We start from the raw sequence: 21,381 nt of genomic DNA, 5'->3' as shown, positions 1-21,381 counted from the left end.
ATTAAAATAAACAGGTACACATTATGAGATGGTTTGAAACACCAAGTTTTGATTTTATTAAAGCCACAAAAGTAGCCTATTTCCTGTCAGGTTCATTAATTATCATTTCAATTTTTGCAATTTTTACAATGGGTCTGACATACGGAATTGATTTCCGGGGCGGGCAGGAATTTGTATTCGACTTTGAAAATGCGGTAGATGTTGTCGAGATAAGAAGTGAACTTAGCGAGCCTCTCGGTACAACCCCGGAAGTAAAACTATTTGGTTCCGAAAGCGAAATTCTTCTGCGTGTTGATACAGAAGAAGATATCACCCAAACCCGGGAGTTGATCATGTCTGAATTCAGCAGCTTGTATCCAGACAACCCGGTAACGGTTCAAAAAACCGACCTTGTAGGGCCTCGTTTTGCTGAGGATCTGCGTGTAGGAGCTCTGTACTCCATTATCTTTGCCCTGGCGGTTGTCTTCATCTATATCTTTATAAGGTTTAAGGGCTGGTATTTCTCAGCCGGAGCCATTGCGGCACTTGCGCATGACGTTCTCATTGTGCTGGGAATTTTCACGATAATGGCAAAATTTGCTCCCTTCGATGTAAGTATCGATCAAACCATTATTGCTGCATTCCTGACAATTGTAGGTTATTCTTTGAATGATACCGTAGTTGTTTTTGACCGTATCAGAGAAAATTCACTGGTGTATAAAACCATGGATTTCAAAGATATGATTAATAAAAGTTTAAACGATACTCTCAGCCGGACCGTAATCACATCAGTAACAACCTTGTTTGTGGTAACTGTGCTGTTTATCTTTGGAGGAGAGGTATTAAAAGGCTTTGCATTTGCACTCGTAATTGGTGTAATATTAGGTACTTACAGTTCTCTTTTTGTAGCAAGCGCGCTCGTTGTAGAACTTCAGAAACGGGCAATGCAGGCCAAATCATAACAACCTATCAACTGAAATAGCGAACGTATGAGTTTTAATGTTTCTGAAAAATACAACTGTGTAATTATCTCGTTTAAAGGTAATGTGATGGGCGGACCTGATGCCGTCAGTTTGAATGAAGAACTTCATGAGTTAATAGAAAAAGAGAAAACCAATGTTGTGGTTGATCTCGGAAAAGTAAAATTTATGAATTCATCAGGGTTGGGAATGCTTATTGGAGCACTCACAACCATGAAGAAAGCCGGCGGAGATCTGCGCATTGCAAATCCTACCGACAAAATTGAAAGCTTGCTCATTATCACAAAACTCATTACTGTATTCAAACACTATAAAACACTGGATGAAGCTATTGCTTCATACCAGGATGAAGAGTAGTGTAGTTAATAAACCTTTTAAATTTTAATATGGAGGTGGTTTAAACACCTCCTTTTTTTTGGATTTTATGTCTGTTCGAATTGTTATTGGTGCCCAGTGGGGAGATGAAGGAAAAGGAAAAATTGTTGACTTGTTGAGTTCTGATGCTCAATATGTTGTTCGATACCAGGGAGGTGCAAATGCTGGCCACACCCTGAAGTTCGATGATACCACAATTGTTCTGCATCTGATTCCATCTGGACTTTTTAATGGAAACTCAAAATGTATTATTGGCAACGGTGTTGTAATAGATCCCATTGCACTCGTTGAAGAACTCGAAGAAGTTCAATCTCACGATATTAACCTGGAGGGCAGGCTTTTTATCAGTAGCTCTGCACACCTGATTCTTCCCTATCACAAAGTCCTCGATAATGTAAAAGAAAAAAACCGTGGTAGTGATGCCATTGGTACAACGGGGCGTGGTATCGGCCCGGCGTATGTCAGTAAAGTTTCCCGGATTGGCATTCGTATGGATGATCTGATTGATGAGGTGACTTTGAATGAAAAAATCCGCAAAAATCTAAACGACATAAACAGAGCCCTCGAAAATGTATATGGGGAAGATCCGCTGGACGCTGATGAGATGATTGAACAGTTACGACCGGCAATTGAAACTGTCAAGCCATTTGTTTGTAACACCTCACAAATTCTCCATCAGGCTATTGAAGATGGTGAATCTATTCTTCTTGAAGGAGCTCAGGGTAGTTTACTGGATGTAGATCATGGAACGTATCCATATGTTACTTCCTCCTGTCCTACAGCGGGCGGAGCCTGTACGGGAAGTGGAATTCCTCCGCTGGCCATTACTCAAGCAATGGGTATTACAAAAGCCTACTGTACAAGAGTAGGTAACGGGCCTTTTCCTACGGAATTGAACGGCGAGAGCGGCGAACTGCTTAGAAAAAGCGGTGAGGAATTTGGAGCAACTACCGGCCGGCCGAGACGCTGTGGATGGCTTGACTTGGTTGCCCTGAAATACGCCGTTCAACTTAATGGCATGAATGAACTTGCACTCACCAAACTCGATGTGCTGGATGAATTCGATGAGATCAAAGTTTGTACTGAATACAAGCTGGATGGTGAAACAACAAAAACCTTTCCGCTTGATACCGAAAATGTTGAGAAAGTGAAACCTGTTTACAAATCATTTAAAGGATGGAACTCTTCAACACGAGAGGCCTCCACTTTTGATGATCTGCCCGAAAATGCCAAAAAATATATTGCATTCCTTGAAAATTATATCGGTGTGAAGTTCAATATAATATCAACTGGCCCAAAACGATCTGAGACCATTGTTAGGTAAAAAAATCTGATATAACAAAAAAGCCCGATGATCTAAATCATCGGGCTTTTTTAGTATGGAGCGGGAAACGAGATTTGAACTCGCGACCTTCTCGTTGGCAACGAGATGCTCTACCACTGAGCTATTCCCGCTTTTGCAAGAGCTTCAAATATAAAACCTTTCTGCACCTCTTTTCAACACTTTTTTGAAATTATTTTTTACCAGTAATCTACTCCACCAACCACTGAAAGGTAGGATAGCCACCTGTAGTCGTCCAAACGTCATCCCAATCAAAGTCATCCATGTTTCCGGGATCATCGGCATCTTCACCAGTCATCTGAGGTGTAGTCAGTCCCGTCATGCCGGTTGTATCTCCGGATCCTGCCCCGCTTGCTTGTCCAGTGGCCACTGTATCCCAATAGCTTGTATCAACAATACCACTGTTCACTCCAATGAGACCTCCAACCGATGTGAAGCCAGATACTTCTCCGGCAGCATACGTTTCAGAAACTTCACCGGTAACAGCATTCACTCCCACGAGGCCGCCTACATTTTCATTTCCGGTTACATCTCCAAGGGTGTATGCACTCAGAATTGTGTCGGAGTTGTTACCAACCAACCCGCCAACGTTGTTATTGGAAGCTGTCGTGGTTGCACTGGAGAACGACTGCTGTATCAAACCATTATTTCGCCCGATGAGTCCGCCTACATCATCAGTTCCACCTACAGAACCGGTCGTGTAGGAATCAATAATATCACCGCTATTTGAACCGGCCAGGATGCCAACCTCCATTCCACCCGTAACATCAGCAGATTCAAGATATACATTTTGAATTGTAGCTCCATCTCCAATCACACCAAACAAACCCACATATTGTTCAGCCGGACGATCGATCGTCAGATTTGAAATTGTAAATCCATCTCCATTCAGGCTTCCGGTAAACGGAGTGGTGTTATCTCCCAGGGGATTAAATCCCTCACCTGTTGACGTTTCGCTTGCATCAACGTCATCTACTAAAATATAATGAGCATCAGGGGCCTCCTGCATCGCCTGCAGTTGGTCGAGCCTGGATATTTGATATGGGTTACCAAGAGTTCCGTCTCCTCCGTTAAAAAATCTGAATACGGCTGTGATCGATTTATTCCCGTCAATCGTAATGGTATTGGGATTGGCTGTACCACTTAAATCGCCTTGCCACTCAACAAATTCCCATCCATCCGCGGGAACGGCTGTAGCTTCAACTACAGAGTCAAATTCATACCCAGTCTCCGTCTCTTCGCCAACCAGCACATCCAGCAAGATTTCTCCCATTCCAACTGTAGTCGTATCAAGAGTAAAGGCAGCACGTTCAAAATGGGCTTCGAGTGTTTTATTACCGTTCATTGTCAGGTTGAACGGGTTGGTAGTTCCACTAAAATCTCCTCTCCACTCAACAAATTCCCATCCCTCATTCGGAATTGCTTCTACATCAAAAGAGGTATCGCGTATATATTCTCCACCGGATGGTTCTATTGTACCTCCCTCTTCCGGAATTGGAATCGTGGTCAATCCAAATGTTCTGTCAAATACAACCGTGACTGTTTTCGGCTCATCAATGGTAATTTCAACGGGATTTTCAGTATCCTCAATATCTCCTTCCCACTCAATAAAGGCCCAGGCAGAGTCGGGGATTGCAGTCAACTCAACAACCGTTCCAAACGGATAATCTGTTGTCTTTGGTTGAATCACATTTTCATCCACTGAGCCTTCACCTTCAACATTTATCGTTAAAGGATAAGAAACTGGCGAAAATACAGCCGTCACTTCTGTTTCATCCTCAATAGTTATGGTTTTAGGGTTTTCGGATCCCTCCAGATCACCCTGCCACTCTACAAATTCCCAATCATCGGCGGGTTCAGCCGTCAATTCAACAACGGTTCCATGCGGATAATCTGTCGTTTTTTGTTGGACTACCTGTTCAGATACTGTTCCCTCACCTTCTGTATTTACGGTAAGTGTGTAATCTCGCTTTGTAAAAATTGCAGCGATATCTTTATCTGAGTCCATTTCAATAACAACGGGATTTTCTGTACCGCTATGGTCTCCTTCCCATCGTTCAAAAACCCAGTCCTCATTGGGAATGGCCGAGATCTCAAGATCTCTGTTTGCTGTAAATTCACCATCTTCCGGGGTTACACTTCCGGCTTCAGTTGGTACAACAGATGTAGTTAACCGGTGAGTATCCGGATCAGAAGAGCACGAGCTAAGAAGCAGCGCTATCAACAGGTAAAGTGTGACTTGTACTCTCATTTATTTTGTCTGTATTGGATGATATTTAAAATACTCTATAAATCAATTAATTAGCAATGATTTGAGCACAATCAGCCGTCACATGAAGGTAATTAAAAAATACTAATAATGAATTACATCGATTGACATTTCCATTTTTATATAGATCATTTAATTAATGCTTCTTTTTAAGTCGTATATTTATAATTCTCAAAAGAGAAAAGTTAGTTAAATCATTAAAAACAATGGACAAGAACTCTACGAATCCGATTGAAGAAGGAACTGAACTTCAATTGCAATTTGAGAAACGAGATGGCCTTCTGCCGGTTGTTGTACAAGAATATTCCTCTGGTGAAATATTAATGATTGCATCCGTAAACGGCGAAGCGGTCAATCAAACGATAAAAACAGGAAAAGCCACGTTTTGGAGTACCAGCAGAAATAAACTTTGGGTAAAGGGTGAAACTTCAGGAAATACACTTCTGGTTGAGGAGATATTGGTTGATTGCGACCAGGATGCATTAGTTTACAAAGTCGTTCTTGATGGAGATGGTGCCTGCCATACCAAAAATAAGGATGGCATTCCAAGAACTTCCTGTTTTTACAGGAAACTAAATTTAAATACTCTTGAATTAGATTTTTTAGAAAAATGAAATTTCAATCCAGAAATGTTTTTGGCGAACCCATTAAAACCTGCAGTAATGAACCCATGACCGGTTTTTACAGAAATGGCTGTTGCGATTCGGGAGATGAGGATCATGGGGATCATATGGTCTGTGCCATCATGACCACAGAATTTCTCAAGTTTTCCAAATCGAAAGGGAATGATCTCTCCACTCCAATTCCTCAGTATAATTTTCCCGGCTTAAAACCCGGCGACCGATGGTGCCTTTGTGCTCCCAGGTGGAAAGAAGCCTATGATGCCGGCATGGCCCCCGACGTTGTTCTTGAAGCAACAAACGAGCTGGTTCTAAATGTGGTTTCTATGGATATGCTTTTAGAATATGCTTATAAGGAAGGGCAAAAAGCGGATTAAAATCCTCCTTTTGGAGGGGGAAAGTGAAATGACCGTTTGCCCAAGTCATACCTTCGGGGTAGCGAATGAACTCGGGAGATGTCTCATTGACTTCGAACACCCCTCTCGATTTTTCAAGAACCGTTGAAAAATCATTTCTCCCCTGAAAGGGAGACTCTTTATTCTTTCTCAGCGGTATTTTTCTCTCGTGCCCAATGGCGGAAAATTGATATGGAAAAACCGGCCATCAGTAAAAACGTTCCCATCCATACTACGGATACAAACGGTTTCTGTTCGGCAACAACCAGCACCCAATCTTCTTCAAAGTTTTCATCCAAACCATAGACACTCAGTTCTATGGAGTCTGAATCAGGGTGAACACTGCTGAAGAGTACATTCATTTGCCACTCCGGAATTTCAATAGGTGGTGAATAGGTGTAGCTCTTCTCTTCTTCCGTATAAACGGCAAAAAGAGGTTCAGCCTCAAAAGCCCGCCCGGAGGGTTCGTGTTCAATATGTATCAAGGAACGAATTCCAATTTGTGTATTTTCAGGGAGTGATTCTTCACTGGCCGGTACGAAATTCCTGAATGTAAATGTAAACGGTCCTACAGTTGTTGTTTCGCCGCGGCTGATCTCAATTATTTGAGCTTCTCCCTGCTCATCCTGGATAGCTTCTTCATCACCAACTGGTACAATGGACTGATTTTCTGTATTCTCCTTAATCGCCTCATTTCGCTTTTCTACGTATTGACTTCCCGCTACATATAGATAGATGTCATTCATCAGACCTGTTCTAACATGGGGATCAACAGACCATTCAACGCTATTGGGTCCCGAGGATGTTAACATGGGGTAAACTTCCGGAGACATATAAAAAGTTTTGTCTCCTTCAATCGATTCGAATTTCAGACGATAATTTTGTTGTCCGGGCCGAGGCGAATTGGTGAGTTCGTATCCCTCGTACGTCACCATATATTTGTCATTAATTAATTTGGGCTGATTGAGTTTAAGCTCAAACATTTCCACTTTTTGTGTGATGGGAAAACCTTCATCATCAAAAACTTCTCCCTGTTCAATCCGGGTGTTGTAATTGGAGGTTTGCGGATCCAGCATCGGCTCGGTGTAAACAGAAGAAGCAATAATTCCTAACAAAAGCATTCCAAACCCGATATGTGTAATAGTACCCCCAACCAGTTTTGGATTTTTTCTCAATAATTTTACCAATACAGTTCCATTTCCAATCACTGTAAACCAACCGGCAAAGATATAAATCATATAATAGAGAGAAGTAACATTCCCCATGACAATTGAAATAACAGCCACGGTTGATGTGATAAGAAGCGGGGTAATCAACTCTCCAGCCAGGCTTTCCCAGTTGTGTTTCTCCCAAAAAAGATACTGTCCCACAACTGTGGCAATGGCCATAATAATTGCAATCGGCATACTCCAGTTATTGTAAAACTGGATCTCAGGCGGTGTGGGATTAGCAACAAATAGCTTTCCTAATATGGGCGAGCTTGTTCCCAGAATTATAACTAAACCGAGTATAAAAAGAAGCATTGCGCCGGTAAAGGTCATAAATTCCCGGCTCAAAACTTTGGACTCGTCTTTAGGGGATGGAAGATCTTTATAACGATAGAGATAGAACCCAATTCCCATAAATGTGACGATCAGTATAAAAGCAAGCAACTGGTTATACAGCCCCAGATCTACAAAACTGTGAACGGATTGATCTGACAGTACGCCCGAGCGCGTTAAAAAGGTTTGATAGATTACGGAGACGTAAGCCAGTATTGCAAAAAAGAGAGAGGCTTTATGAGCCCGGCGACTTTTCCGCTGGATGATCATCGCATGAATTCCGGCTGTTCCGATTAACCAGGGAACAAGAGATGCATTTTCAACTGGATCCCACGCCCAGTAACCACCGAACGAAAGTGTTTCATACGCCCAATAACCACCGAGAAAAATAGCTGTCAATAGTGACAGATTCGCTGCGAGTGTCCAGGGGAGAGCAGGTCGAATCCACCCGTGATATGTTTTAGTCCAGAGAGATGCGATTGCAAAGGCAAAAGGTACGGTCATCATTGAAAACCCAAGAAATATGATAGGTGGATGAATCATCATCCATGGGCTTTTCAACAGATCATTCAAACCGGTTCCATCCTGCGGTACGAAGTCGGGATTAGCTTGTAAAAAAGGGGCATTTGGCATCTCCTGGGCAATGGTTCGAAAAGGAGAAGCCCCGATTTTTGCAATTCCAAGATCCAAACCCAAAATCATAGAAAGAAGGAAAAACTGTGTCAATGCCATCACAAACATAACCGGCCCCCGATACGGTTTCCGGGTCCATTTGATCAGACCAAGTCCAACAAAGAATCCAAAGAAAATCCACAGCAGAAAACTCCCCTCTTGTCCTCCATAAAGAGCTGAAAAGAGATATTTGGTTTCGAGATCAAGGCTTGTGTAGTTCCACACATAATAGTATTGGAACTGATGCGTCATAATAAGGTAAACGAGCGCAACGGAAGCCCCTATGACAAGGACCCCTTTGAATCCCCAAATCCAGTTGGACAACCGTTCAGCCTTTTTGTTTTCTTTGATTGAGGCAAAGGCATACAACCCCATAGTAATAATAGAAGAGATAAAAGCGAGATAAATAAACCAGCGTCCTGCTTCGGCAATCATATAATTCTAACTCTCTGTGGCACTTGCCTTTTCAAAATCGGGCGAATCGTTGTATTTAGACGGGCATTTCATGAGCATTTCGTTTGCGTAAAAAACATTATTTCTTAACTCACCGATAACAACAAGCTGAGTAGCCTGCTCAAAATTATTTGGTTTCGGACGGGCATAAACCACTTTTCGAACATTCCCGGCCCGGTCTTCCATATGGAATGTAAACTGCATGGTTTCTCTCGAAAATCCATACTCTTCTGAGGAATCCCATACACCTACCACATGTGAAGATGATCGCCCTTCTGCTTCTTCAAAATTCACGTAGGTACTAATACTGTTGCCAAAATTGTACATCAACAGTGATGTAAAAACAATGATAGATACAATGCCAATAATTAATTTAGGTTTCATCTGTTGATTCCTCTTTCAATGATTTTTCCAGCTTGCTTACATTTCTGTCCACCCGGATCAGGTAGAACAGCAACACAAACCAGATTATTAAACTGACTCCTAAAACTACAAAAATAAGATCGTTGGATGCCATGAATTGTATAAATGCAGATGTTTGTTCGGTACTTTCAACCCCTTCCCATTTGCCGGAGTAACTGTTGGTCAGAGTGTCAACGGCGGTGTTCACTGAATCTTGTATGTTTACTTTCATGATCCGCTCACGGTACTCTTTTGCTGCACAACTTTATATCGGTTTACAACATTCATAATCCACAAAGACAAACCAATAAATCCGATCACTGCCGGGTAAAATATATATCTGAGTTCAGGCGCAGTAATTTCACTAAAAGCCGGATTTCCTTCAGCCCCCGGATGTAAACTTGGTAATTGACGCGGTATAATATATAGTAAAAACGGGATGGTAGTTACTCCAAAAATATTATAAACAGCAGAAATTTTTGCCTTCTTTTCGGGATCGTTAAATGCCGACCGCAGAATAAAGTAAGCCACAAATATCAACATGGCTAATGCAGCCAGGTTCATTCGCGGCTCTGCAAACGTCCACCAAGACCCCCATGTAAATCGTGCCCAGAGTGATCCAGTCAGCAATCCACAAATACCAAACAGTAGTCCGACCGAAGTTGCAGTTTCTGCCTTTCGATCCCACTTCAGATGCTCATCGTTTAAATACCGAACACTAAAATAGAATGCCATCGAAAAGGCAATCATCATCGTAAACCACATGGGCACATGCAGAAACAGATTTCTTGCCGATTGCTCCAAAATAGGTATTTCAGGAATCTGAATGAGGAATCCGGCTAAAATGACTCCGGTCATCCAAATCGCTACGACAATTTTCCAAATCTTCAAAATAGTGCACTTATTTTTATCTAAACAACAGCCTAAAAGATACGAAAATGAACGATTTTTTTATAAAGTGATTGTGAAGGTTTAGAAGAAAATTTGGCTGGTTATTTTTGGAAGAGGGCTTCCGGCTGTGGTATTTCTTATTTATTCCGACAATAAGAACAGGAGGCTTCAAAGGAACTTTTAAAAAGCTTATTTATTACAAAATCTCTATTGAACTCTAACACCTTTTAATGTGTGCCTCTTGAATAATGGCTCGTTAGAGCCTCCTGTTTATAGAAATGAAAGATGCTCTAAACCGAATGGCTCCAGCGGAGCCTCCTGCACTTCATTCATCGATAAAATGAAATAGATATTTCTCATCATATTGAATCTCAAATTTTTTCAATAAAGAAATGTATTCATCTCGGAATGTTCTCCTTCTGTGATGCTCTTCCTGATTTAAAACATATTTACAAACCCTGTCTATATGAGAATGTGAATAGGAGAAAACACCATAACCATCCTGCCATTTAAATCGGCCATTCAACCAATTTTTGTAATTGACAAACTCATTACTTTCAACTTTGATCTCTTTTACAAAATCGGAGATTAACATGCTTCCGGGTTTGAAACCAACAAAAAGGTGGGTGTGATCGGGCATACAATGGACAGCCAGCATTTTTGCTTGGCGATTTCTCACTAAACCTGTCATGTATTTGTGTAATTCTTCTTTGTGTGATTTTGGTAGCAGACTCATCCTATTTTGTACTGCAAACACAAATTGTAGATAGATCTGTGAAAATGTATTAGCCATAATTACTTACGTTTTTTAGGTGGCTCTTACAGAGCCAGATTTTTATTTCTAAACTATTTCTATTTCTATAAACAGGAAGCTCCAATGGAGCTTTTAAGTAAGACATTTATAGTTTTATAGTTTATTCCCATTTGTATGAACAGAAAAAATCAGATCCCTTACAGAATTTTTTATCAGCCCCCATCAAATAGCCTCTTTTCCACAAATATATTCTTTTGAAATCTCAAATGGCTCGATAGAGCCGCCTGTTTATAGAAAAAGAAAGTTGCCTTGCACTGAAATGGCTCCATCGGAGCCACCTATCATTTAACGATTCATAATCCGATGAATGAGAGTTCCCAATCATTTGTTATTTTTTATCTATGGCTGAAAAAAAGATTGAACTACAACCCAAGAAAAGCCACCATTTTTGGTGGTTCGTAATTGGTATCCTGCTCGCACCAATAATTGTTGGGCTTTACATTTTGTACAAAAAATTCAGTGAGCTATCCAATACACACTATAAAATTACAGACCAAACAATTACGTCTGTAAATCCGAATTACACAGAGACCGTTGATATTGCTAATATCAACAACATAAAAATTCAACAGAGGTGGATTGATAAGAAGTTCGGGATTGGTAGTTTACAGCTCATCACGAATACACGCAGAATGGATCTTATCGGGCTGGAGAATCCAAAGAATATGTCTGATATGATTCTGAAAGCTGCCGAAGCTGAACGATATCGTATAAAACAACAGGCAAAAAAGGAGAGAGAAAAAACCGAGTCATCTCAAACCAATCTCGATAAACTGGATTACCTCACCGGACTTTGGCAGCAGGGCTTAATATCTAATGATGATTATATGCGAGAAAAAAAGCATTTTGAGGATCGTTAAAACGAACTAAGCAGTTCTAAAATCAAGCCCTGTATATCCATGAAATTTATATCTCTCTTTTCCTTCGGCCTCCTAATTACTACTTCTTTCTTTTTTATTTTTGATTTGGCTTATGCCCAAACCCCACCTGAACAACCCGTAAAAAGCACACAAATCCTTCAAACTGAAACTACCTGGAATGGAAAAGATATTGAATATCCTCAAAACGGTTCTGAAGAGATCACAGCTTTGGAAATTGTATTTGAACCGGGAGCAGAGACAAGCTGGCATCGCCATCCGGTTCCCTCACTTGCTTATGTCATTAACGGAGAATTGAAGGTGATTTTAAAAGACAGCGGTGAATCAAAAATTTTTAAAAAAGGAGATGCTTTTGCCGAAGTCATTGACACCTGGCACTATGGAAAAAATATCGGGGATGAACCTGTAAAGATTGTTGTTTTCTACATCGGGGAAAAAGGAATGCTATTAACTGAGCTGTTAACAGAAGTTCAAGAAGAGGAAATTGATGAATAAAAGAATTATTAAAATTCATCGGATGAATGATTAAAGCTCAGAAATACAATACCAATTTCACTCATCCGATGATTGAATAAAAACACTATTAGCGGTTTTCTATCTTATGATCGACCGAATAGGCTCCGCTTCCAAGAAAGAAAAGTGCAAGGGTTGTAAGCAGCAGCATCAAGTCAATTCTTGCGGCCTCAAAGCCCTGTCCAATTTTAACCGTAAATAGAGCCACAACCATAATGAAAGCAAGAAGCAAATATGGTATTTTAGCATAAGCCCCGAATAACACCATTATGCCCCCAAAGAACTCAATGATGGCAACCACCCATGCCATTAGAGCCGGCAATGGAATTCCAACATTTCCAAAAAATCCCTGGACACCTTCTATTCCGGTCAGTTTTCCCCATCCATGATATATAAAAATGACTCCGACTCCTACTCGCAATAACAAAAGTGCTAAATCACTGTATTTATTATCTAAATTGGCCATAATTCTCCTTATTTATTTGATTTTATTCCAATGTATGATATAACTGAATTTAACCGCTGATTTATAAATTCCAAATTTTTTTCAGCTTTTACTTCAATACATTTTTTGTAGACTTTTTTAAATTCCTGTAAAAGTCGTTCTTTGAATTTTTTGAATGGCACAGACTCCTTAGATTAATGGTATTGAATTTAACAACGCAGAAATACTAAACATAAATAACAGATTTACTGATGAAGACTTTGAAGATTGGAGTTGTTGGGTCCGGATTTATTGCCAAATTTTTAGCTGTGGCCATGAAACAGGTTCGGCATATTGAAATTTCAGCGATCTATAAACGAGGCGGATCAGAAGAGCTCGCCAAATATGCAAAAGAGAATGGACTTGGCGATCCTACAATCTATGATTCCGTAACTGAAGTTTGTAACCATTGTGATGCAATTGCCATCTACTCGCCCAACTACACCCGGGTAGCCATTATGGAGGAAATCAACGATGCAGTTAAACAAGGAGCCAATTTAACAGGTGTTATTTGTGAAAAACCTCTTGGCCGTACGATAGCAGAAGCTCAGCGAATGGTAGATTTAGCCCGGGATGCCAATCTAAAAACGGCCTATTTCGAGAATCAGTTGCATATGAATGCAGTGAATAAAGCCCTTGACCAGTTGGAACCCCAGCAAAAAGCGATGGGATCTTTCACTCTTGCCCGAAGTACTGAAGAGCATGCAGGTCCCCATAATGCCTGGTTTTGGGATCCTACTCAACAAGGTGGCGGAGTTTTATCAGATATGGGATGCCATAGTATCGCCGTCAGCCGTCATATTTTAACACCACCCGGTAAAGATCCACTCTTTCTTGAACCGGTATCTGTACAGTGTGATACCTCTCTGTTAAAATGGGGGCAGCCTAAATACCGGGAACAACTGAAGGAAAGATTTGGGGTTGATTACTCCAAAACTCCGGCCGAGGATTTTGCAACGGGAGTCATCACCTATAAGAATCCCGATACCGGTCAGCTTGTAAAAGGTCAGTTCACAAACTCCTGGATGTACGACAAACAGGGCCTCCGCCTCTGGATGGATGCGATTGGCCCCGGCTACGCCATGGAAGTAAATTCACTGATCTCTCCCCTCGAAATTTTTGTGGGTGACGAAGCCGCCGAAGGCGTTGCTGATGCCGAAACCGCTATCGAAAAATCAACGACTACCCGCGGGCTCTTACCTGTACACCCCGATGAAGCCGGACTTTATGGATACGACACGGAACAGGAAGATGCCGTAAATGCATTTTTGAATGGCAAAGATGCTTTCCTTGATTGGGAATTTGGCGTTGAAGTTACCAAACTTGTGCAAGCTGCATATATGGCTGCGGAGAGAAGGAAAACGATTGATCTTACTGATGAGGATGTTCAGGAAGAATTAAAAAGTTATAAATCACTTATCTCTCAAGGTAAAGGTGCTGATCTGCTCTACACGTAGTAAAAACCCTTCAAAAATTAATAGTATTTCTTCGGTTCATATAGATAGATATTGGAGATCCAATTTTATAACCTCAGTTCGATTCATAAACACGAATGAAAAAGTCTCCCCAAACAAGGGTAGATTTTCCACAAGTGATGCCTTCTGCGAGAGGGGTGTTCATTGGTCTTGCAATATTGCCCTCTTTTTAAAAATACGGTTAGAAATAGAGCATCAGAAAAGCTGCGATTAAACCCGGAAGCACGCATGCAAAAAGCAATAGAATAAATTTTAAACTCTTTTTAAAACCAGAAAAGAACGCAAAAATAAATCCTTTAACAATTGTGTTCATTGCCGATGCGATAATAATTCCAAGAGTAGCAACACCGTTTTCCAGGTCGCCAAGCGCCTGTCTTGACAGAGATAATGTAATTGCATCAGCATCCATCAACCCTGAAACTAATGATAAAATATAGATGCCCTGATCGCCAAACCAATTTTTCATCCCTTCTGTCAATAACAGAATCAAGGCCAGCAGTACTCCAAATTTTAAAGCCATTCCAATTTTAAACGGATTATCAAGATTCAGTTCTGTGTCTACTGAAATTTCATCATTTTTATTCCATAGCCAATATCCGCCTAAAAGTACGCTGAAAAACATTATAGAAAGAGGAATCCATAAATCGCTGATTAACGCAACATTCACAACAGCAACTTCAATGGTAACCCGAATAAACATTATGGAGGTCGCAATCATAACGCCACCCATAAACAGAGCTTTTTGAGGTTGATCTTTTGCAAACTGAGCAAGACTAATCGTAACCGCCGTTGAAGAAGCAAGCCCGCCCGTAATGGAAGTAATTATTGTTCCGAGTCGATTTCCAATAAATTTAATTGCAAAATACCCTGCAAATGAGATCCCGCATATTAATACGACCATCCACCATATCCAGTACGGGTTGAGCGCCTCGTAAGGCCCATACCCTTTGTCAGGCAGCAGTGGCAGAAATATTACAGAAATAACCAATAACTTTACTCCTGCATAAATTTCTTCTGTCTCTATATTTCTCAACCATCTGTGAAGTACCGGTTTCATACTCAGAAGAGCAACAACCACAACCGATGTTACCAGTGCATACATATAAAATCCAACTGCTGCCCAGGCAGCCAACACAAATGTAAGCATCATTGAAAATTCTGTTGTGGTACCTAAATCGCCACTCTTTCTTGTTTCCATCACATGGGCCGTTATGATCAGGATAGCAACCGCACTAAAGGCTACCCCCAAAAACCAATTACCAAACTCTGAGGATAGTAAGGCAGAGACTCCTCCCAACAAACCAAGCAGGCTGAATGTGCGCATCCCTGCAACCCGAACACCTTCGTCCTGTTCACGGTCACTCCATCCGCGTTCAGTACCAATTAATAACCCAACGGCCAGGGAAGCTAATAAGCGTCCCAGGATTTGCATTTCTTCAATCATAAAAACATATCTCTTTCACTTCTTTAGCTCCATGTAAAAAGATACTTTAGAGTAGCACCTTTACCAATTTATTCATGAAACTATACGTTTGTTTTACTATAAAAACCGTTAAAGAGGGCTTTGCAAAACCGTGGTTATTGGTCAATCTGAACTCGATTCAGATTCTCCATTCGTCTTTATAGTCAGTATCTGGAGATCCTGAATCAAGTTCAGGATGACGGTCAGAGTTTTGCAAAGCCTTCTTAAAATAATTATTAATGCTTATATCTGTTAAGATGTTAACTCGAATTATTCACGAAAAAGTATAAAATAGAAGTTAAGTTACTGATATTATTAGATGTATCGGAAAATAATGATAGCTCAATTTTGAGTGTTGTGGCAAATGGCTACGAAATTCCCCCGATAAATTACTCCCCGAATATGATCCTGGTATTTAATGGTTGTTTTTTTCTGAGGTCGCTTTTTTAGAAAGTTGCCGGACTTTTTGTGCCAGTATACTTCTCTCTTCACTCTTGTCATCAGTCGTTCGGCCCATTACATAACCATAGTGATTCAATTGATCGACTTCATCACATATTACTTTTACAATAGCACCAAGCGGGATAAAAAGAATCATACCGGATAGTCCCCAGATTTGAGCTCCAATAACAAGAAGCAAAAGTGTAACAAGAGCATTCATACTTACCTGGCTTCCCACAATAACAGGTGTAATAAGATTTCCTTCAAAAAGTTGAATGACATAAAACCCGAGTAGAATAATGAGCGGATAGAAGATCGAATCCATCGTTATCAAAGCATAAAAGATTGGTAGTATGGAACCAAAGAGCGGGCCAATAAATGGGATGATATTCATCATTCCAGCAAAAAAACCGAAGAAAATAGCATGTTCTACTCCAATCACTGCAAGCAAGATTGAATAAAGAACAGAAAGAATACCAATCACAATTAAGACACCTGTTATGTAACTCTGAATTGTAGATTTTACATTCCTGATGATTGTCGTCACTTTTGTCTCCTGCCCTGAGTCTCCCCGGCCAAATGTTTTCAACAGAAAGTTCTTCAAAATATCTCTCAGTAGAAGAATCAGGTAAACAAAAATAGGAACTAACAATACTGATGTAAGTGTAGATGCTGCTCCACCTATCTGCTGGGTGATGGATCCAACGTTTTCCCGTACAAAATTGATCAGCGTTTGCGTAATTTGATCCAGGCGAATACTCTCAATAGCAAAATAATCTCCCAGGAGCTGGTTCACAGAACCCATCATTTCATTCAGGCGTTCAACAAACATGTCGGCATCCTGAGCAAAGTCTGTCATTTGTGAATAGAAAAAGAACAGAATGGTTGAAAACAGGATAATGCCAAAAAGAATAGCCCCGAGAGAGGATAAGACTCTTGGAATTTTAAACCGCTCGAGCCATTGACTTACAGGCAGTAACAAGATCGCGAAAAAGATGGAAAACAACAGCGGTACTATCACCGATTTTGCGATAACCATCACATAAACTGTCAGAACAGTCCCCGCTAAGCCATATACATATTTTATGTACCATTTTGGTTCAACACTCATATCTCACGTTTTTTGATCTTCTATAAGTTAAACTCTTTGTAAACTGATAATTAATCTACATTATTTTCTTTTATTGATTTCCACAATATGTAGAAAAATGTTTACAACGGAAAAACGAACTATGCAGAGGTGCAACCTTAATTGTTCTTCGTTAATCTTTTCTTTTTTTAAAGAAGATCTTCCCAATATGACATAAAAAAAGCTGATCCAAGATTTAAACCTGAACCAGCTTGAAGTATTTATTGCTAAAAAATCGATTGATGCCGAATCAAAGAGTCATCCCCCTTGATTGACTTTGTCAATCTCTCCCCCTTCGAAGGGGGAAGTTTAACTCAATGAAATATATTTCACATTACTTACGCCATCCAGGGCGTAGATTTCAAAAAATGCTCGGCTGCTGAATCCACTTCAGCTGCCGAATTTGTGGTGTGAATTGGGAAATTCGCCAGCCGAAAAAGACAATCGGCAGGCGAAGTGTGTAATCGTTAGCTCAATGAAATGTATTTCACATTGCTCACGCCATCTAAATCATAGATGCTTTGGAGCTCTTCGTTATTGAGCTGCTTGTCTACAATCACAGCCGTAATAGCATTTGAGCCTTTCCCTTCACGCCCCAGGCTTAATGCGCCAATGTTGATATCCTGCTTGGCAAGTGTGCTTGAAACAGCCGCCAGCATTCCGGGCTGATCCAGATTTTGATACATCAGGATATCACCTTCCAGACGAAGTTCAATTCCAAATCCATCAATCTCAACGATACGATAATCACCGGGGCCAAACACAGCCGCAGAAATCTGCTTATATTCTGTACTGTCACCCAGTTTTATGGTAATCAGATCGTTATAGTTCTTGTCTTCGCTCTTATTCGTTTCACTGAGTTTGAAGCCTCTTTCAAGTGCATAGTGGCGGGCATTAATAAGGTTTACAGATTCGCTCACATATTGAGAAAGCATCCCTTTTAATACGGCATCTGTCAGCACTTCAGAATATTTAGTGCAAAGCCCGGTATATTCAAACGAAAAATTATTGGAGTTGTCCGGCATAATCTGTCCGGAGACTTTTCCCAGTTTTTCAGCAAGCTCCACATAGGGCTGAACTTCATCATTTGTAAGAAGTGAGATCGATTTACTGTTCAGATTGCCTTTATAATTTTTGTTTTCAAGTGCATCAGAAATCTGGGTTGCAATTTGAACAGCCACTTTTTCCTGAGCTTCTTCAGTAGAAGCACCCAAGTGCGGGGTACAAATAATCGCAGGATTTTTTAGCGTTTCATACAACTCTTCTGTTGGTGGCTCGCTTGTATATACATCAAGAGCCACACCGGCTACAATTCCTTTTTCAATAAGTGGTACTAAATCTTCCTCTTTATAGATACCGCCACGTGCGCAGTTCACTAATCGGATACCCGGTTTCAGTTTATCCGCTTTCTCGAGAGAGATCATGTTTTTGGTCTTCTCCGTCAGCGGTGTATGCACGGTCAGGAAATCTGATTTTCCAAGAAGTTCATCCAGTTCAACCAGTTTAACACCCACATCTTTGGCATGTTCTTGAGTTGTAAACGGATCGTATGCAATCACTTCCATCCCGAACTGTTTCATACGCAGGGCAACCTCTGTTCCAATTTTACCCAGGCCTACAATTCCCAGGGTTTTACTGTGAACTTCAGTTCCCATAAATTTCTTTCGATCCCAGCCGTCGCTTTTCACACGATCTACAGATTGAGGTATATTCCGTGCAAGAGCGATAATCATTCCGCATGTGTGTTCTGCTGTAGAGATCGTATTTCCATCTGGTGTGTTCATTACCAAAACACCTTTTGATGTAGCTACCGGAATATCAATATTATCGACTCCAACACCTGCACGGCCAATAATTCTGAGGTTATCGGCATGGCTCAGCAGATCTTCATCTACAGTTGTACCACTTCGTACAACAATCGCTTGGTAATCACCAATAATTTCTTTCAGTTCATCCAGCTCTATTTTGGGGCGCTGGTCAGATTCTATATTTCGTTCTTTAAAAACTTCCGCGCAAACGGGATCAACGTTATCAAGTATTAAAACTTTAAAGGACATGTTCTTTGGTTCAAATGAGTTTAGTTATAGTTGACAAATTCTAAGATCAGGGATTGAAGTTCTTTCATTCCCCGGCCTGAATCAGATGAGGTAACAATAATCGGCACTTCAATATTCATCTTTTCCAGTGTTTTTTTTACAGTTTTTTTGGATGCAGCCAACTTGTTACCGGATAACTTATCCGTCTTCGTTAAAACAACACTAAACGGTTTCTGTTTTGATGCCATCCAGTAAAAAAAATCTGTATCGAGCCGGGTGGGATCGTGTCTTGCATCCACCAGGTGAAGTATCATATTCAACGTATTTCGTTGCAGCAAATACTGTTTGATATCTTTCCCCCAACGCTGTCTTTCTTTCTCCGGAACTTTAGCAAATCCAAACCCGGGAAGATCCACAATATAAAACTTTTGATCGATGGTATAGTAATTCATCTGCTGCGTTTTTCCCGGCGTATTACTCGTGCGGGCCAACCGTTTTCGGTTCACAAGAGCGTTGATCAGAGAGGACTTTCCAACGTTCGATCGTCCTGCAAAACAGACTTCGGGCAGATCTTCGGGTGGGCAATCGGCCAGCGAGGGTGCACTCGTTAAAAATGTAGCCGTTTCAAATGCCATCAAACAATTTCATTTTCTTCTTTTTCCACATCAAAATTGACCGGCACAGGATAATCTCCCGTAAAACATGCCGTGCAATAGGAATGATGGGATTCATTGGCTTCTTTGACGGCACTAACTAATCCTTCAGATGATAGATACCGAAGACTGTCAACCCCAATCTCTTTCGCAATCGCTTCGGTATTTCCGTTAAATTTATTGGCAATCAGTTCATCAGGATCGGGAAAATCCATACCGTAAAAACAGGGATCTGTAATGGGGGGTGAACTTACCAGAAAGTGAACTTCCAGCGGATTGGCTTCACGAATCATATCCACAAGATAGCGGGAGGTCGTTCCCCGCACGATCGAATCATCAACAATAATCACCGAGCGGCCTTCTAATACTCCGCGCACGGTATTGAATTTTGTTCGTACTTTTTGATCCCTCTGTTTCTGTCCCGGTGAGATAAACGTTCGTCCCACATAATGGTTCCGAATCAGGCCAATATCGTATTTGCAATCGAACCCTTTGTTCTGGCTTTCATGAGCATAACCAATCGCCGCCGTATTACTTGAATCGGGTACAGAAATTACAATCGGCCTGTTTTCTCCAGTTGAGTATTTAATTACATCATTCAGCGGATGTTCTTTTGCGAGCTGTTTTCCAAGATTACGACGTATTTTATCGACATTTTCCCCAAAAATTTTGCTATCGGGACGAGAGAAATAGACATACTCAAAAATACACTGGCTCGATCCCGTTCCTGGTTTTGGTTCCAGGAAATAAGATTTTGGCTTCTGATTGACATCTGCCTCCCGGTCGATAATTAAAATCTCACCGGGTTCAATATCCCGAATATATTCTGCCCCGATGATATCAAACGCACATGTTTCGCTGGCTACGGTGTATGAATCGTCAATCATTCCAAGAGCCAACGGGCGAAATCCATTGGGATCTCGAACGGCAATCAACTGCTCATCCGTCAAAATCATCAAACAATAAGCCCCCTCTATTTGGTTAAGGGCATCCAAAACCTGGTCTACTACCGTTTCCTCTTTGCTGTGAGAAATCAGATGGAGAATCAATTCTGTGTCCGACGTACTTTGAAACAGTACACCTTCCTTCCTGAATCGCTCCCGCAGTTCTCTTGCATTCGTAAGATTCCCGTTGTGCCCGATGGCAAGATTTCCATTCCTGTAATGCACCCGGAACGGCTGAATATTGGTCGGGTTTTTGGACGACCCTGAGGTAGAATAACGATTATGTCCAATGGCAGAGCGGCCAATCAGCTCTTTTTTGAACAACTTGGAATCATCAAAAACAGAGAGCACAAGGCCAAAATCTTTGTGCATGGGCATCACATATCGCCCTTTGTTAATATCGTAGTAAGAGGATACAATTCCGGCTGATTCTTGCCCGCGATGTTGCAGGGCATGTAAACCATAGTAGGTGAGGATTGCGGCTTCGGGGTGGTTATAAACTCCAAATATTCCGCAATAATCGTGAGGTTTGTCAGTCATTTTAGACAGCGATATTCAAAGAATTAATCGTAAAAGTGAAGATATGGAAAAGTACTTTAAATTACAGACACAAATTCGTACCAATTAAAAGTT

20 protein-coding genes and 1 tRNA gene are annotated in these 21,381 nt (G+C 41.0%); 8 read left to right on the top strand and 13 right to left on the bottom strand.

Features of this window, described 5'->3' with window-relative positions; genetic code table 11:
- Positions 1-23: 23 nt before the first annotated feature.
- The 3 genes from secF (at position 24) to U5K72_16680 (ending at position 2,658) form a co-directional block, all read left to right on the top strand.
- Positions 24-941: a protein translocase subunit SecF gene (secF, locus tag U5K72_16690; GenBank protein ID MDZ7720454.1), complete on the top strand. Its 918-nt coding sequence runs from the start codon at positions 24-26 to the stop codon at positions 939-941.
- A gap of 27 nt (positions 942-968) precedes the next feature.
- Positions 969-1,316 (top strand): STAS domain-containing protein, encoded by a 348-nt coding sequence (locus U5K72_16685; protein MDZ7720453.1) that lies wholly within the window; start codon positions 969-971, stop codon positions 1,314-1,316.
- A 67-nt stretch (positions 1,317-1,383) separates the two neighbouring features.
- Positions 1,384-2,658: an adenylosuccinate synthase gene (locus tag U5K72_16680; protein ID MDZ7720452.1), complete on the top strand. Its 1,275-nt coding sequence runs from the start codon at positions 1,384-1,386 to the stop codon at positions 2,656-2,658.
- A 56-nt stretch (positions 2,659-2,714) separates the two neighbouring features.
- On the opposite strand, the gene U5K72_16675 is transcribed toward U5K72_16680, so the two are convergent.
- Positions 2,715-2,789: transfer RNA gene (locus U5K72_16675), tRNA-Gly, on the bottom strand.
- Between the two features lie 77 nt (positions 2,790-2,866).
- Positions 2,867-4,927 carry a hypothetical protein gene (locus tag U5K72_16670; GenBank protein ID MDZ7720451.1) on the bottom strand — a complete coding sequence of 687 codons (2,061 nt, stop codon included), beginning with the start codon at positions 4,925-4,927 and terminating at the stop codon, positions 2,867-2,869.
- A 224-nt stretch (positions 4,928-5,151) separates the two neighbouring features.
- On the opposite strand from U5K72_16670, the gene hisI reads away from it, so the two are divergent.
- Together hisI and U5K72_16660 are read left to right on the top strand one after the other, a co-directional pair.
- On the top strand, positions 5,152-5,559 hold the full coding sequence (hisI, locus tag U5K72_16665) for a phosphoribosyl-AMP cyclohydrolase (protein MDZ7720450.1): 408 nt from the start codon (positions 5,152-5,154) through the stop codon (positions 5,557-5,559).
- Entirely contained in the window at positions 5,556-5,942 is a 387-nt protein-coding gene (locus U5K72_16660; GenBank protein ID MDZ7720449.1) for a DUF2237 domain-containing protein, read from the top strand. The genes hisI and U5K72_16660 overlap by 4 nt, the downstream gene beginning before the upstream one ends.
- A 158-nt stretch (positions 5,943-6,100) precedes the next feature.
- On the opposite strand, the gene ccsA (U5K72_16655) is transcribed toward U5K72_16660, so the two are convergent.
- The 5 genes from ccsA (U5K72_16655) to tnpA form a co-directional block, all read right to left on the bottom strand.
- The gene (gene ccsA / locus U5K72_16655) at positions 6,101-8,608 is read right to left on the bottom strand and encodes a cytochrome c biogenesis protein CcsA (GenBank protein ID MDZ7720448.1); all 2,508 of its coding nucleotides are present in this window, start codon (positions 8,606-8,608) and stop codon (positions 6,101-6,103) included.
- A gap of 6 nt (positions 8,609-8,614) precedes the next feature.
- Positions 8,615-9,010: a cytochrome c maturation protein CcmE gene (locus tag U5K72_16650; GenBank protein ID MDZ7720447.1), complete on the bottom strand. Its 396-nt coding sequence runs from the start codon at positions 9,008-9,010 to the stop codon at positions 8,615-8,617.
- Positions 9,000-9,260, bottom strand: coding sequence for a hypothetical protein (locus tag U5K72_16645; protein MDZ7720446.1), 261 nt, complete (start codon positions 9,258-9,260; stop codon positions 9,000-9,002). The genes U5K72_16650 and U5K72_16645 overlap by 11 nt, the downstream gene beginning before the upstream one ends.
- On the bottom strand, positions 9,257-9,919 hold the full coding sequence (ccsA, locus tag U5K72_16640) for a cytochrome c biogenesis protein CcsA (protein ID MDZ7720445.1): 663 nt from the start codon (positions 9,917-9,919) through the stop codon (positions 9,257-9,259). The genes U5K72_16645 and ccsA (U5K72_16640) overlap by 4 nt, the downstream gene beginning before the upstream one ends.
- 325 nt (positions 9,920-10,244) lie before the next feature.
- Positions 10,245-10,712, bottom strand: a complete 468-nt coding sequence (gene tnpA, locus U5K72_16635) for an IS200/IS605 family transposase (GenBank protein MDZ7720444.1) — start codon at positions 10,710-10,712, stop codon at positions 10,245-10,247.
- Positions 10,713-11,074: 362 nt separating this feature from the next.
- Here tnpA and U5K72_16630 point away from each other — a divergent pair, with 362 nt between their 5' ends.
- Positions 11,075-11,593: a hypothetical protein gene (locus U5K72_16630; GenBank protein ID MDZ7720443.1), complete on the top strand. Its 519-nt coding sequence runs from the start codon at positions 11,075-11,077 to the stop codon at positions 11,591-11,593.
- Positions 11,594-11,632: 39 nt separating this feature from the next.
- Complete coding sequence (locus U5K72_16625) at positions 11,633-12,106, top strand: cupin domain-containing protein (GenBank protein MDZ7720442.1); 474 nt, start codon at positions 11,633-11,635, stop codon at positions 12,104-12,106.
- An 88-nt stretch (positions 12,107-12,194) separates the two neighbouring features.
- On the opposite strand, the gene U5K72_16620 is transcribed toward U5K72_16625, so the two are convergent.
- Positions 12,195-12,590, bottom strand: a complete 396-nt coding sequence (locus tag U5K72_16620; GenBank protein ID MDZ7720441.1) for a DoxX family protein — start codon at positions 12,588-12,590, stop codon at positions 12,195-12,197.
- Between the two features lie 230 nt (positions 12,591-12,820).
- Here U5K72_16620 and U5K72_16615 point away from each other — a divergent pair, with 230 nt between their 5' ends.
- Positions 12,821-14,065, top strand: coding sequence for a Gfo/Idh/MocA family oxidoreductase (locus U5K72_16615; GenBank protein MDZ7720440.1), 1,245 nt, complete (start codon positions 12,821-12,823; stop codon positions 14,063-14,065).
- Positions 14,066-14,264: 199 nt separating this feature from the next.
- Here U5K72_16615 and U5K72_16610 read toward each other — a convergent pair whose 3' ends face one another.
- From U5K72_16610 to purF, 5 genes are all read right to left on the bottom strand, one after another.
- Entirely contained in the window at positions 14,265-15,527 is a 1,263-nt protein-coding gene (locus tag U5K72_16610; protein ID MDZ7720439.1) for an MgtC/SapB family protein, read from the bottom strand.
- A gap of 433 nt (positions 15,528-15,960) precedes the next feature.
- Positions 15,961-17,097 (bottom strand): AI-2E family transporter, encoded by a 1,137-nt coding sequence (locus U5K72_16605; protein ID MDZ7720438.1) that lies wholly within the window; start codon positions 17,095-17,097, stop codon positions 15,961-15,963.
- Between the two features lie 485 nt (positions 17,098-17,582).
- Positions 17,583-19,172: a phosphoglycerate dehydrogenase gene (serA, locus tag U5K72_16600; GenBank protein MDZ7720437.1), complete on the bottom strand. Its 1,590-nt coding sequence runs from the start codon at positions 19,170-19,172 to the stop codon at positions 17,583-17,585.
- 20 nt (positions 19,173-19,192) lie between these two features.
- Positions 19,193-19,786, bottom strand: a complete 594-nt coding sequence (gene yihA, locus U5K72_16595; GenBank protein ID MDZ7720436.1) for a ribosome biogenesis GTP-binding protein YihA/YsxC — start codon at positions 19,784-19,786, stop codon at positions 19,193-19,195.
- Positions 19,786-21,288 (bottom strand): amidophosphoribosyltransferase, encoded by a 1,503-nt coding sequence (gene purF / locus U5K72_16590; GenBank protein ID MDZ7720435.1) that lies wholly within the window; start codon positions 21,286-21,288, stop codon positions 19,786-19,788. Before purF ends, yihA begins: the two co-directional genes overlap by 1 nt.
- Between the last annotated feature and the right edge of the window lie 93 nt (positions 21,289-21,381).

Source organism: Balneolaceae bacterium, from assembly GCA_034521495.1.
Classification (GTDB): domain Bacteria; phylum Bacteroidota; class Rhodothermia; order Balneolales; family Balneolaceae; genus Rhodohalobacter.
This window is presented reverse-complemented; position numbering and strand designations above follow the sequence as displayed.